Here is a 14,081-nt window from a genome sequence, read left to right on the forward strand (position 1 = left end):
GCAATGAGCAATACAAAATATATACTAGGTAGTTTTGCGGATCCTGATGAAATGATGCACGGGATTGACAAGTTGCAAGCAAATAATATTAGCATTTACGATTGTTTCACACCAATGCCTATCCACGGTATTGAGGCGAAATTGGGAGTAAAGCCATCACGTTTACCAATTGCAGCATTTCTTTTTGGCGCAACAGGTACCATCTTAGGTTTTAGTTTATTGTTTTACACAATGGCTTACGATTGGCCGATGAATATTGGTGGAAAGCCTTCAATGCCTCTACCTAACTTTGTGCCAGTAACTTTTGAGGTTACTATTTTAATCTGTGCTTTAGGGATGGTTGCTACATTCTTCTACCGTAACCATTTGTTTCCAGGGCGTGCTCCACGTGTAATGGATCTACGTGCTACGGACGACAGATTTATTATTGCAGTTGATGCTCGTGAAAACACTGATCATGCATTAATCGATAATCTATTGAAAGAAGCAGGAGCAGTAGAAGTTAAATACAATGAAAGAAAATATGTTAGCTATGAATAAGAAGAATTTTCTTGGAACTGTATGTGTTGCTGCTGCGTTAGCTGCAGTAGTTTCTGCCTGCGGAGATGGTACTACACGCAGTACAGGTTTAGAATTCTCGAGAAATATGTATGATCCGATTGCTTTTAATCCGGATCAGCCGAATGATAACTTTAAGAATAAGCAAACAGCGCAGTTACCTCCATCGGGAAGTACTCCGCTAGGTTTCGAGCGTTTTGATTATCCAAATACCGTTGAAGGCTATCAGTTAGCTGGCGCGGAAGTTAAGAATCCATTGCTTGTTAATCAAGCAAATTTAGCGCAAGGAGAGACGTTATTTTTAACATACTGTGCGGTATGTCATGGTAAAGACGGTGCTGGTGATGGTCCTATCACAAAAGATAGATCTGTTACTGATTCTAGAGGAACTAGAGCTTTAGAGAATTTCCCTCCTCCACCATCGTATCATCAATCTGCTGGTATTCCATCATCTAGAGGTGGTAAAATGTCAGAATTAACGGACGGAAAAATTTATCACACCATCACTTATGGATACAACTCAATGGGTGCACATGCGTCTCAATTGACACCAGAGGAGCGTTGGAAAGTGGTTATGTACGTTCATGAATTACAAAAAAAATAATTAACATCGATATTATAAATGGGAACTCACAATCATCATCACGATTATAATTTCAGCGAGCAATTTCAATTCGCCGGCATCGCTAAGGTGTTGAGCTTAGTTGCAATCGTTGTAGGAATTGCCGCAGTTGCACTTGGCTTACTTTCCAGTGACCATATCATGGTTGAGCGTACATATGCCAATTTATTATTGATGGGCTATTATTTCACTTGTGTATGTGCTGCTGGCGCTTTTTTCGTAGCGTTACAATTAGTAACTCAATCTGGTTGGTCTGCCGGATTAATTCGTATCCCTCAGGCAATGGCAAGTGTATTGCCAATCGCTTCTATCTTACTTTTAGTGATTGTCGGTTTAGGTTTAACAACACATAACCTATACCACCACTGGCATGCAGAAGGGTTAACGGATCCAAACAGTCCACACTATGATAAATTGGTAGCTGGTAAAGCTGCTTTCTTAAATGTACCTGGATTCTTGATTCGTCAAGTATTATTCATGGGTAGTTACAGTATTTTTGCTTTTATTCTAGCGAAATTATCATACAATGAAGATTTGCAAGGTGGATTAAATTCTTACAAAAAAGGATTTAAGTTATCTGCTATCTTTTTAGTAATCTTCGGATTTACAACTCCAATTTGGTCATTTGATACTATTATGTCTTTAGAGGCACACTGGTTCTCTACGATGTTCGGTTGGTATAACTTTGCAGCAATGTGGGTTAGTGGTATTTCTGCTATTGTTATTATTCTTGTTCTTGTTAAGAAAGCTGGCTATATGGCTTGGGTTAACGAGAACCACCTTCATGACTTAGGTAAGTTAATGTTTGGTTTTTCTATCTTCTGGTGTTACGTTTGGTTTGCGCAATTCATGTTGATTTGGTATTCGAACATTCCAGAGGAGACGGTTTATTTTTATAAACGTTGGGAACCTGAGTACAAACCTTGGTTTTGGTTAAGCATTATTATTAACTTTGTGGCGCCATTATTATTATTAGTGGACAGAGATGCTAAGCGTAAGCAAAATGTAATGTTATTCGTGGCTATTATGTTATTATGTGGTCACTGGTTAGATTACTATATTATGATTATGCCAGGTACTGTTGCATCGCACAGAGGATTTGGTTTTGTAGAGATCGGTACTGCTATTGGATTTGCTGGTCTATTTACTTTCTTAGTATTATCTAAATTGAGTAAACATGCCTTAGCTCCTAAGCATCATCCACTTCTTGATGAAAGTTTACATCATCAGATATAGTAAAGATAAAGTTGGAATAACGTTCAAACGTCTTATAAAAAAATGAAGTTTACATTAAATAACAGATTCAAGTCCTTAGTTGGAGGTTTATTAGCGATCAACATGATGTTGGCTGCACCTACCTTTGCTTCCATTCAGGATACGGCTACCGTTGCTACCCAAACCGAGCAGGCAGCTGTAGCTGCTCCGGCAGACTCAGCGGCAACTACGGTTGCGGATTCGGCAGTAGCTCCGGCGGCGACTGATTCGACGACTGTTGCAGCAGCTTCTAGTTCGTCATCGTCTAGTACGGCAGCGGCAGCACCTAAAGAAGAAAAGAAAATTGATCCTCAGGTTTATAAGAACCTGATGTATTATGTTTTTATTTTATTAATTGCTTGTGCGGTAGTAGGAGTAATTTTTAAAGTTCTTTCGATTTATTCACTTACAAAAAGAGTTAATGGAAAGTATAATCCATTAGCTGGTAATACAGTTCAGGCAGTCCTTCTGTTTGTTTTCCTAATTGGTTTCCTTGCATTTACATATTATGGTTATGCAGTTTGGGGAAGCTGGGCATGGAGAGATGCTGTTACCGAGCATGGTAAGGATATTGATCGAATGTTTATTATTACAACGGTAATTATTACAATCGTTTTAGTATTAGTTCACATTTTATTAATGACATTCTCATTAATTTATAGAATGCGTGCTAAACGTACAGCTTACTATTATCCACACAATGATGCAATCGAGAGATTGTGGACTATCATTCCAGCTGTTGTATTGACGGTATTAGTTTTATTTGGTTTCTTTACTTGGAGATCAATTACTAACATTCCAGAGGATTTGAAGAAGTCTGCACTACAAATTGAAGTGTTAGGTGAGCAATTTCAATGGACAGTTCGTTACCCAGGTAATGATGGACAGATTGGAAAACGTAATTATAAATTGACTACACCGACGAACTCTTACGGTATTGATTTCAACGATAAAAGTTCTTGGGATGATGTAAAAGGTGACGAGATTGTTATTCCTGTGAATAAACCAGTTCGTTTCCACATTATGTCTAAAGATATTATTCACTCATTCTTTATTCCTGATTTCCGTGTTCAAATTAATGCGGTACCAGGTATGACGAATTACTTCCAATTCACGCCGACTGTAACGACAGAAGAGATGCGTGATCGTCAGAACGATCCTGCTTACGATTTCTACATGTTATGTGCTAAGATTTGTGGAAGTAGTCACTACAATATGAAGAAAAAAGTGATCGTAGTTTCTGAAGCTGAATATAAAGAATGGTTAAGCAAACAAGCTAAGTTCTTTACAGAGGATCTTCAAAAGGAATTCGCGCAAAAAGAAGACAATACAGTGAAAGAGAGCCGTATTGCAGCTTCAGTAAATTAATTGAATAGAGAGAATTTATATTAGAATATGTCAACTACAGTTATATCGCACGACGCAGCTCATCACGGTCATGATCACCATCATGAGACGTTCTTGACGAAGTATGTCTTCAGCCAAGATCACAAGATGATTGCAAAGCAATTTTTGATCACAGGTATTGTGATGGCAGTATTTGCCATGCTTTTGTCGATCTTATTCCGTATTCAACTTGCATGGCCAGATGCTGAGTTTCCAATTTTGGAAGTTTTCTTAGGCAAATGGGCTGAAGGTGGTCGTATTAGACCAGACTTCTTCCTTTCATTGGTTACCATTCACGGTACGATGATGGTTTTCTTCGTATTAACAGCAGGTTTATCCGGTACATTCAGTAACTTATTAATTCCTTACCAATTAGGAGCACGTGATATGGCATCGCCATTGATGAACATGCTTTCTTACTGGTTTTTCTTCACTGCATGTGTGATTATGATCGCATCTTTCTTCGTAGAAAGTGGTCCCGCATCTGCAGGTTGGACAATTTATCCTCCTTTATCTGCTGTTCCTACAGCGATCCCTGGATCTGGATTAGGGATGACATTATGGTTGGTTAGTATGACCTTATTCATCGCTTCTCAGGTATTGGGTGGTGTTAACTACATCAGTACGGTATTGAATATGCGTACAAAAGGGATGGAATTATGGAAAATGCCTTTAACAATTTGGGCTTTCTTCCTAACGGCTATTGTTGGTTTATTATCGTTCCCGGTATTAGTTTCCGCAGTAGTATTATTGTTTTTTGACCGTTCAGTTGGTACTTCATTTTATTTATCAGATTTAGTTGTTGGTGGTAACATTCTTCCAAATGAAGGTGGTTCACCTATTTTATTCCAACACTTATTCTGGTTCTTAGGTCACCCTGAGGTATATATCGTTGTTATGCCTGCATTAGGTTTAACTTCAGAAGTAATCTCTACGAATTCACGTAAACCAATCTTTGGTTACCATGCGATGGTTTACTCTTTAGTAGGTATTACTGTATTATCATTTATCGTATGGGGTCACCACATGTTTGTAACGGGTATGAGTCCGTTCTTAGGTGGTGTGTTCATGATTACGACATTGATTATCGCGGTTCCTTCCGCTGTAAAAGCATTTAACTACATCGCGACATTGTGGCGCGGTAATATTCGTTTTACACCGGCAATGTTGTTCGCTATCGGTATGGTATCGTTCTTCGTATCTGGTGGTTTAACGGGTTTATATTTGGGTAATGCAGCATTAGACATTAACCTACATGATACTTACTTCGTTGTAGCTCACTTCCACTTAGTAATGGGTTCTGCATCTATTTTTGGTATGTTATGTGGTGTTTATCACTGGTATCCAAAAATGTTTGGACGTATGATGGATGATCGTTTAGGTTATTTCCACTTCTGGTTGACTTTCATCGGTGCATACCTTGTATTTTTCCCAATGCACTTTATGGGTATTGACGGTGTTCCTCGTCGTTACTACGCTTTCACTGAGTTCCCTTTCATGGAGAAATGGGTATCGGTTAATATTTTGGTTACTTGGGCTGCAATTGTTTCGGCTGTTGGTCAGATTGCTTTCTTATGGAACTTCTTCGCATCGATCTGGTGTGGAAAACGTGCTCCTCAGAACCCTTGGAATTCAAATACATTAGAATGGACTACACCTGTAGAACATATCCACGGAAACTGGCCAGGAGAGATTCCTACAGTATACCGTTGGCCATATGACTATAGTAAGCCAGGTCATGACGTTGACTTTATTCCTCAAGACGTTCCACATTCTCAAACGATGAGTTCAAATATGATCCACGATTGGGAAGGTAATGAAGATGGAATTGCTGCTCAACGTGTATATGACAAAGAGCATAACAGAGAATCAGAAGGGTAGGTTCAAACCTACCTCTCTTTTATACGATAAATTTTTGTAAAGGGAGGGATATTGATGTTCCCATCAGCTGAGAAGCGATTTATTCGCGCAACAAAGATTACGATCTTCGTTCTTTTTTTAGTGATTACAGCAGGCGGAATTGTCCGTAGTACAGGTTCAGGAATGGGCTGTCCGGATTGGCCTAAGTGTTTTAATCGAATTATTCCACCGACAGATATTTCGCAATTGCCAGCTGGCTATGAGCAACATTATGTGGATGGACGAATTAAGAAAAACACGCGCTTTGCCAACATGATTGAGTTTTTTGGATACAAGGAACTTGCAGATCAGATTCGACATGATGAAACAATACATCAGCATGAAGAGTTTAACCCTGTAAAGACTTGGACAGAATATTTGAATCGTTTGACAGGTGTGGTCGCTGGTTTCTGCTTGTTATTTTCAGCTATTTATTCTTTTACCTATTGGAAAAAGAAAAAGTCCATAACAGTATGGAGCGTTCTTAATCTTGTTGTCGTTGTTATACAAGCCTGGTTAGGATCTATTGTGGTTTCCACGAATTTGACGCCTTGGGTTATTACCGTGCACATGTTATTGGCGATCGTTATTGTTTGTATAAGTATTCATACTTATTTTCTAGCGGTAACATTTCGTGATCAGTCCATGTTGCAGTCAAACTCAAGTGATCGTCGTATTTTTGTCTTATCGATTGTTTCCATTGTTCTCTTGGTTATTCAAGTAGTTTATGGAACGGAAGTAAGAGAAGCGATAGACCACCTAAATGCTCAGCAAATAGAACGTGATACTTGGATCGATTCAATTGGTTCAAATTATCATATCCATCGAGTATTGGCATATGTTACACTTGCGATTACTGCCTATCTTTTTTTTAAAACAAGATCGGTTTATGTTCAGTCAAGTCAACAATATCGATTTGCCTTAATTGCATTTGTACTAGTATGTATACAAATGTTAACAGGAATTATTTTAGCGAGGTTTCATGTTCCTGCCGTTGCACAGACAGTGCATCTCGTAGTTGCTACTTTGTTCTTCGGAGCACAGTATTATTTAATGCTACTTGTGAGTAAACCAAAGCAAAGAGCTTTGAGTAACTCGGCGGTTTAGGATATATATTCATTATGAAGGAATTTATTTCAGATTTTAACAAGCTTGTTAAGTTAAGACTTACTTTAACGGTAGTTTTCTCAGCTTCAATTTCCTTTTTAATTGGGGCTACCCAACAAGGTGATATAATCTGGTTTAATTGGGCGTTGCTTACCATCGGAGGATTCTTAGTGACGGGTGCAGCAAATGGTTTTAACGAAATCATTGAACGTGATTTGGATAAACTGATGGAGCGCACGATGGATAGACCTTTGCCATCTGGTCGTATGACTAACGGGCAAGCTTTAGTACTTAGCGTGTTTATGGGAATTGCTGGAACGCTTGTTTTAGTTAATTTGAATTTCATTGCTGGTCTAATTTCGGTGTTTTCTATTTTTTTATACGCCTTTGTATATACGCCTCTAAAGCAGAAATCACCCATTGCAGTTTGGGTAGGAGCTATTCCGGGCGCATTACCACCATTGATTGGTTATTATGCTGCTTTTGAATCGTCTGGTTTTGGTTTGGCTTATGCAGCGGTAAGTGAAAAGGCAGTTGTTATTACGCCGTTGGTGTTGTTTGTAATACAGTTTTTCTGGCAATTTCCTCATTTTTGGGCAATTGCATGGGTTGCAGATGATGATTATAAGCGTGCTGGTTTTAGACTGTTGCCAACTACAAGGAAAGATAAAGGTTCTGCTTGGATGATTTTTATTTCAGCAGCATTAATGATCCCCGTAGGTTTTCTACCGATGTACTTTGGTTTTGGAGGTTGGATCTTTACAATAGTTTCGCTCATAGGCGCATTGATGTTTACCTGGTACGGTATCCAACATCTTCAGAAAATGGAAATTAGTACTGCAAAGCGAATTATGTTTACATCTTTTGCTTATTTACCGATCACACAGTTGATCTTATTATTAGATTTTAAACCTTTTTAAGTTTAAATGGAATTGAATTTAACAATGGATAATCAGAGTTTGTTAAGCGAAGAAGCAGTAAAATCAAGAAAAGCTAAGAAGTTCAACTTATGGCTTGGAATGATTGGTATGTTTATGATGTTTGCAGCTCTTTCCAGCGGTTTTATAGTATATACAGCGAGTGGAGTGGATAAAGGAATCAAAACTATCCTTCCTTATGTTTTTATCTATAGTACTGCGGCTATTGTGCTTAGTAGTTTGACGATGCACTTAGCTTATAACGCTGCGAAAGCACAGAATTTTGCAAAGCAAAAGATGTTTTTGATCGTTACGATCGTACTTGGTATTATTTTCTTGGTTCTACAAGTAAATGCCTGGGAGGTTTTTAACGCAAGAAAGATCACGTTTGTGAATAACAATGCGTCACAGTCGTTTATTTTTGTGTTCACAGGTTTACACTTGGCGCACATTATTGCTGGAATCTTGGTATTAGTGAGATGTCTTTTAGGAGTCTTTAAGAACATCCCTTATATCAATAATCTATTCCGGATGGAAATTGCCGCTATTTTTTGGCATTTTCTAGATCTATTATGGATATATATTTATGTTTTCTTACTTTTGAATCAATAACACTAAACAATGAGTACAACAGTATCGCAATTGGATAAGGTAAAAGAGGGCCCTTGGAGCGGAGGTAAATCTCCATGGAATTTGGAGTACGGAAAAATCATGATGTGGTTTTTCTTAGTGTCGGATGCATTTACATTTTCTGCATTCTTAATCTATTATGGTGCTCAAAAGTTCGCTCAACCTACTTGGATTGACGCAGATAAGATCTTCCAATCTATCCCTGGAATCGCTGAGTCAGGTCAACCACTAGTATTCGTGGGTATCATGACTTTTATTTTGATTATGTCTTCTGTGACGATGGTTTTAGCTGTAGAAGCTGGACACCGTAATTCGAAACATGAAGTCGTAAAATGGATGTTATGGACAATCTTAGGTGGTTTATGTTTCGTAGGCTGTCAGGCTATCGAATGGAGTCACTTACATCATCAAGGTTTTTGGTTTGGTCGTAACCCAGCAAGTGGTTTAACTGATCCTGATGCTATTGTGAATGCATTGCAACCATACTTTACAAAAGAAATATCTTACACTGCAGCGTTACAATTCTCTAACTTATTCTTTACGATTACAGGATTTCACGGATTCCACGTATCTATCGGTATTTTGTTGAATATCATCATTCTATCGATGACTTTAAACAATACATTTGAAAGAAGAGGTACATATTTGATGGTTGAGAAAGTTGGTCTTTACTGGCACTTTGTAGACTTAGTATGGGTATTCGTATTTACCTTCTTCTATTTAATCTAATTTTTGGACTAATATTTATAACAAAGATATAATGAGTAATCACGATCATATTGCAGCACACGATGCGCACGGACATGAAGAGGGCATGGATAAAAAACGTATCTGGTCCGTATTCTTCATCTTATTAGCATTAACTGCCTTAGAGTTCTTAATCGCATTAGGATTTGTACATCACTGGGGTATTCTTCAAAAAGGAATGTTAGTGAATGTGATTTATATTGCGCTTACACTTGTTAAAGCATTTTATATTGTTGCATTCTTTATGCACTTGAAATTTGAGAAATCAGGATTTATAATCTGCTGTAGCGTGGTGTTTTTATTTATTGTGTATTTTATCATCTTAATGCTTACAGAAGGTGATTTCTTACACGGGGCTATGACTCACCAGCCACTATTTCCTCATAAATAAGAAAGCTTGTAATGAGTAAAAATACTCGTTCTAAGAACATATCAAAATTAATAATCCTGGCACTTGTTTTATTTGTGCCAGGATTTTTATATATACTGGTTAATAGTATGGGCTCCAATGAGTACGTTAAATTGCCAGTTTTCGGTGAAAAGAGCCTCTCAGGTAAGATGAATAGGGTAATGGGAAGAGAGATTCCTGATACTGTCTTTCACCAAGTTAAACCACTTGATTTAGTTGATTTGAATGGAAACGAAGTACCGTTTCTAAAATCTGATACGATCATCTCTGTCGTTCATTTGTTTTATTCTCGTGATTCGGCACTTTCGAAACAGCTGATTCATGATCTGAGCAGTATAGCTGAGCGATTTAAAGAAAATCCAAAAGTTAGGCTTTATTCGATTAGTGTTGATCCCCGGGATACCAAAGCAGATTTGGAACGTCAAATTCTTCCCTATAACAAGATTGTAAATCCCAATTGGTTTGTGGTATTTAAGCCTAAAGAGGACATCTTAAGTTATGCAAGAGAGCAATTGCTTATCGAGGGGATGGTTAATCATACGGATAGTAGTCGTTATATTATAGGTAGTAATTTCGTGTTACTTGATTCTAAGCGTCGAATTCGCGGTATCTATGATATTAGTTTGAAAACAGAAACTGCTCGATTGGAAGATGAGATTAAAGTTCAATTGGTTGAAGAAATAAGAAATAATCCACTTAAAGTTGAAAGGAAGTAAGATGGCAATGACAGAAGAAGAGAAGAAATATAAAGGCGTTATATGGACCTTGTCTATTATAATTCCTTTAGCTGTAGCTGCACTTTTTGGAGTTAATTTGAAACGTTTGGGTTTTGATGTAGAACCTCTAGGTTTTCTTCCTCCAATTTACGCGACAATCAATGGAATAACAGCAGTACTTTTATTTGTTGCTGTTGCAGCAATAAAAAAAGGCAATGTAAAGTTACATGAGAATTTGATTAAGCTATGTATGGTTTGTTCGGCATTATTTCTTGTAATGTATGTGGCATACCATATGACCTCAGAGTCTACAAAGTACCTTGGTGAAGGAACAATTCGATATGTATACTATTTCATTCTGATTACACATATCGTGTTATCTGTGATAATTATTCCTTTTGTCTTATTTACTTTTGTAAGAGGTATTGCAGGGGCCTATGAGCGTCATAAACAGCTTGCACGAATAACATACCCGATGTGGTTGTATGTTGCTGTAACAGGTGTGATTGTTTATCTGATGATATCGCCTTATTACACGCACTAACAAGAGAAGGAATATGAAGAAGATTTGGATATATCAAGCCAACCGCTTTTTTACTCAACCAGAGTTGGAACTAGCGCAAGCAGAATTAAAAGATTTTGTTGCGGAATGGACTGCGCATGGAAGTCAGTTAGCAGGTACTGCAGAGATTAAGTATAACTTATTTGTGATTTTGACAGTTGACGAAGCTTTGGCGCAAACCACAGGCTGTTCAATTGATAAATCGGTGCACTTGTTAAAGAAGATTGAATCGGATTTACAGATAGACCTATTCAATAGAATGTTAATTTCCTATCGAGACATCGACGGACATATACAGCTTGTTTCTCGTGATGTATTCGAAGCCTTGTATAAAGAAGGAGTGATTAAAGAAGATACGATTGTTTTCAACAATCTTATTCAGCAAGCAGAAGAGTTGTCATCAAAATGGGAAATACCATTTAAGGATAGCTGGCACGCTACTGTATTTAAGAAATAAAAAAAGAGAGCCTTTCACACGTGAAAGGCTCTCTTTTTTTATTTCTTATCTATGCTTATTTTTCCCGGTCCCATAATTCCGAATGCGACATAAATAGCAAGGAACTCTAGCGCATGTGATGCGCCTGATAATCCATCGCCCTTACTGAAGTGCATTACTGCGGCTACAAGCATTGTAAATGCTAATAACCATGAGGCTGGACGTGTCCAAAGTCCAAGGATGAGTAGAAAGGACGCTACTGTTTCCGTAAAGCCTGCTGAAAACCCCCATACAGTAGGGAGAAAGTTGATTCCAATGTTTTGCATGGATTGACCGATCTTTGTCCAAGTGTCGACGCCGCCCATTAATTTAGGGAGACCATGGAATGCCATCATGCTAGCACCAATGACTACACGGATAATCAATAAGCCGATATCTGTTTTTGAATAACGCATGTTTTTTACTCTTTTATTTAAAAATCTAATCCCAATATACTGATTTTTTATAGCTAATAGTGCTGAGATGCATTGGAATAGTACATTTTGACGTATCTTTGTAATGTACGTAGCAGTATATTTTTTAAAATTTTAATCAGCAGTTCACATTGGATATTTTTAATAAACAACGCTATACCATTACGTCGGCATTACCTTACGCTAATGGTCCTTTACATATTGGCCACCTTGCAGGGGCTTACATTCCTGGAGATATATTCGTTCGCTTTTTACGCCTAAACAATAAGGATGTTGTTTATGTCTGTGGGTCTGATGAGCACGGAGCTGCAATCACCATTAAAGCGAAGAAAGAGGGGGTGACGCCTCAGCAGATTATTGACAAATACAATCAACAGATCAAAGAAAGCTTCGAGCAATTCGGTATTTCTTTTAATATTTACCATCGTACTTCTGAGCCAATTCATCATCAACTTTCTCAAGAGTTCTTTTTGAACTTATATGAGAAAGGAGAGTTTGTTGAGCGCTTTTCTGAGCAGTATTATGATGAAGAATATCATCAATTCCTTGCCGATCGTTATATCGTGGGAACCTGTCCACATTGTGGAAATGAAGGAGCGTATGGTGATCAATGTGAAAAGTGTGGAACCTCGCTTAATCCGACGGATTTAATTAATCCTAAATCAACGTTGAGTGGAAAGACACCGATTCTTAAAGAAACAAAGCACTGGTATCTACCTTTGGATAAATATCAGCCTTGGTTAGAACAATGGTTAATTGAGGGCAAGAAGAATGTTCTAAAGTCTAATGTATTTGGACAATGTCAGTCTTGGTTGAAATCAGGTTTACAACCGCGTTCAATGACCCGTGACTTAGACTGGGGGGTAGATGTTCCTTTGGCAGAGGCAGAAGGCAAGAAATTGTATGTTTGGCTTGATGCTCCAATAGGATATATTTCTGCGACCAAGCAATGGGCGATAGATGAAGGCAAAGATTGGGGGTTATACTGGAAGAAACAGGCGAATGCTGAAAATGAGTCTACGTTGATCCACTTTATTGGTAAAGATAATATCGTTTTCCATTGCATCATCTTTCCTGCAATACTTCATGCACATGGTGATTATATCTTGCCCGAGAATGTTCCTGCGAATGAATTCCTAAACTTAGAAGGAGATAAATTATCAACATCTAGAAACCATGCTGTTTGGTTACATGAATATTTGGAAGAATTCCCTGGAAAACAGGATGAGCTTCGTTATATGTTAACCTCAATTCTTCCGGAAACGTCTGATAGCGAGTTTACTTGGAAGGATTTTCAAGCACGTGTCAATAACGAATTGGTTGCCATTTTCGGTAACTTCGTTAACCGCGTAATGGTGTTATCACATAAGTATTTTGACGGTAAGGTATTAATGGGATCCGCATTAACGGATGCTGATCAAGCCGTATTAAATGAATTAGCGACTTTCCCAGATTTAATTAAACAGTCCTTATCACAATATAGATTCCGTGAAGCATTAGCACAATTTATGAATGCTGCACGTCTTGGGAATAAATACTTAGCTGATGAAGAACCTTGGAAAGTATTTAAGACAGATGAAGAGCGCGTTAAAACGGTATTGTTTGTTGCAGGACAAATTGTTGCAAACTTAGCCGTATTAGGGCAACCATTCTTACCATTTACAAGTACTAGAATATTTGAGATGTTGAATCTAGCACAAAGAGATTGGTCAGCAGCTGGGAATGCAGATTTATTATCAGCAGGTCATGAGTTAGGAGAAACCCAACTATTATTTGATAAAATTACGGATGAGCAAGTCGAATTCCAATTAAACAAATTGGCTCAAGCGAAAGCGACAAATGCGTTAGCTGCACCTAAAGCTCCCCAAAAGGCAAATGTTTCTTTTGATGATTTCGTTAAAATGGATATCCGTGTAGGGCGTATCTTAACGGCGGAGAAAATTGCAAAGACGAAAAAACTATTGAAACTTACAATAGACACAGGGATTGATAAGCGTACAGTTGTTTCTGGTATTGCGGAGTATTTCCAACCTGAAGAGATTGTGGGCAAGCAAGTGTCAATTTTAGTGAATTTAGAACCTAGAGAAATTAAGGGAATCCAATCGCAAGGTATGATTCTGATGGCAGAAGATGCCGATGGGCGTCTTGATTTCGTGAATCCAACATCGGATATTTCTGTTGGTAGCGGGGTTCGCTAGTTAAAATATAAAACAAAATTATATATGAAAGGCCGTTCTGTTAGAGCGGCCTTTTTTATTACACTGATTGATGTTCGTTGAAATAAAAGTGTGATTATGTCATCTCAATGTACCAGATAGACTGTATTTAATGGATCTCTTGTTAAAATTTGTTAATTCAGATATCC

The 14,081-nt window shown here is 37.9% G+C and carries 15 protein-coding genes; 14 read left to right on the forward strand and 1 reads right to left on the reverse strand.

The annotated features are described in order from the left end of the window. The first annotated feature begins 3 nt into the window (after positions 1–3). From GFH32_RS02270 to GFH32_RS02330, 13 genes are read left to right on the forward strand one after another with little or no spacing between them, the layout of a single operon-like run. The gene (locus GFH32_RS02270) at positions 4–540 is read left to right on the forward strand and encodes a DUF3341 domain-containing protein (RefSeq protein ID WP_153509532.1); all 537 of its coding nucleotides are present in this window, start codon (positions 4–6) and stop codon (positions 538–540) included. Beyond that, positions 533–1,162, forward strand: a complete 630-nt coding sequence (locus GFH32_RS02275) for a c-type cytochrome (RefSeq protein ID WP_317162870.1) — start codon at positions 533–535, stop codon at positions 1,160–1,162. Before GFH32_RS02270 ends, GFH32_RS02275 begins: the two co-directional genes overlap by 8 nt. Positions 1,163–1,180: 18 nt before the next feature. Further along, positions 1,181–2,416 (forward strand): quinol:cytochrome C oxidoreductase, encoded by a 1,236-nt coding sequence (locus GFH32_RS02280; RefSeq protein ID WP_153509534.1) that lies wholly within the window; start codon positions 1,181–1,183, stop codon positions 2,414–2,416. A 42-nt stretch (positions 2,417–2,458) separates the two neighbouring features. Beyond that, a complete protein-coding gene (locus GFH32_RS02285) occupies positions 2,459–3,802 on the forward strand; it encodes a cytochrome c oxidase subunit II (protein ID WP_153509535.1) in 1,344 nt (447 codons plus the stop codon). Positions 3,803–3,829: 27 nt separating this feature from the next. Further along, positions 3,830–5,701: a cytochrome c oxidase subunit I gene (locus GFH32_RS02290; protein ID WP_153509536.1), complete on the forward strand. Its 1,872-nt coding sequence runs from the start codon at positions 3,830–3,832 to the stop codon at positions 5,699–5,701. Positions 5,702–5,755: 54 nt separating this feature from the next. Next, complete coding sequence (locus GFH32_RS02295; protein ID WP_153512983.1) at positions 5,756–6,826, forward strand: COX15/CtaA family protein; 1,071 nt, start codon at positions 5,756–5,758, stop codon at positions 6,824–6,826. A 14-nt stretch (positions 6,827–6,840) separates the two neighbouring features. Then, complete coding sequence (gene cyoE / locus GFH32_RS02300; RefSeq protein WP_153509537.1) at positions 6,841–7,746, forward strand: heme o synthase; 906 nt, start codon at positions 6,841–6,843, stop codon at positions 7,744–7,746. A 6-nt stretch (positions 7,747–7,752) separates the two neighbouring features. Beyond that, positions 7,753–8,355 (forward strand): cytochrome c oxidase subunit 3, encoded by a 603-nt coding sequence (locus GFH32_RS02305; protein ID WP_228384197.1) that lies wholly within the window; start codon positions 7,753–7,755, stop codon positions 8,353–8,355. A gap of 9 nt (positions 8,356–8,364) precedes the next feature. Then, the gene (locus GFH32_RS02310) at positions 8,365–9,102 is read left to right on the forward strand and encodes a cytochrome c oxidase subunit 3 (RefSeq protein ID WP_153509538.1); all 738 of its coding nucleotides are present in this window, start codon (positions 8,365–8,367) and stop codon (positions 9,100–9,102) included. A gap of 31 nt (positions 9,103–9,133) precedes the next feature. Beyond that, positions 9,134–9,511 (forward strand): cytochrome C oxidase subunit IV family protein, encoded by a 378-nt coding sequence (locus GFH32_RS02315; RefSeq protein ID WP_153509539.1) that lies wholly within the window; start codon positions 9,134–9,136, stop codon positions 9,509–9,511. An 11-nt stretch (positions 9,512–9,522) separates the two neighbouring features. Continuing rightward, positions 9,523–10,245, forward strand: coding sequence for an SCO family protein (locus GFH32_RS02320; protein WP_153509540.1), 723 nt, complete (start codon positions 9,523–9,525; stop codon positions 10,243–10,245). Between the two features lies 1 nt (position 10,246). Beyond that, positions 10,247–10,789 (forward strand): DUF420 domain-containing protein, encoded by a 543-nt coding sequence (locus GFH32_RS02325; RefSeq protein ID WP_153509541.1) that lies wholly within the window; start codon positions 10,247–10,249, stop codon positions 10,787–10,789. 13 nt (positions 10,790–10,802) lie between these two features. Next, positions 10,803–11,264, forward strand: a complete 462-nt coding sequence (locus GFH32_RS02330) for an ABC transporter ATPase (protein ID WP_153509542.1) — start codon at positions 10,803–10,805, stop codon at positions 11,262–11,264. 38 nt (positions 11,265–11,302) lie between these two features. Here the strand turns inward: GFH32_RS02330 and GFH32_RS02335 are convergent, their stop codons facing one another. Next, positions 11,303–11,698 carry a DoxX family protein gene (locus tag GFH32_RS02335; RefSeq protein WP_153509543.1) on the reverse strand — a complete coding sequence of 132 codons (396 nt, stop codon included), beginning with the start codon at positions 11,696–11,698 and terminating at the stop codon, positions 11,303–11,305. A gap of 149 nt (positions 11,699–11,847) precedes the next feature. Here GFH32_RS02335 and metG point away from each other — a divergent pair, with 149 nt between their 5' ends. Next, the gene (gene metG / locus GFH32_RS02340; RefSeq protein ID WP_153509544.1) at positions 11,848–13,914 is read left to right on the forward strand and encodes a methionine--tRNA ligase; all 2,067 of its coding nucleotides are present in this window, start codon (positions 11,848–11,850) and stop codon (positions 13,912–13,914) included. The last annotated feature ends 167 nt before the right edge of the window (positions 13,915–14,081 follow it).

It is taken from the genome of Sphingobacteruim zhuxiongii (assembly GCF_009557615.1).
Lineage (GTDB): Bacteria > Bacteroidota > Bacteroidia > Sphingobacteriales > Sphingobacteriaceae > Sphingobacterium > Sphingobacterium zhuxiongii.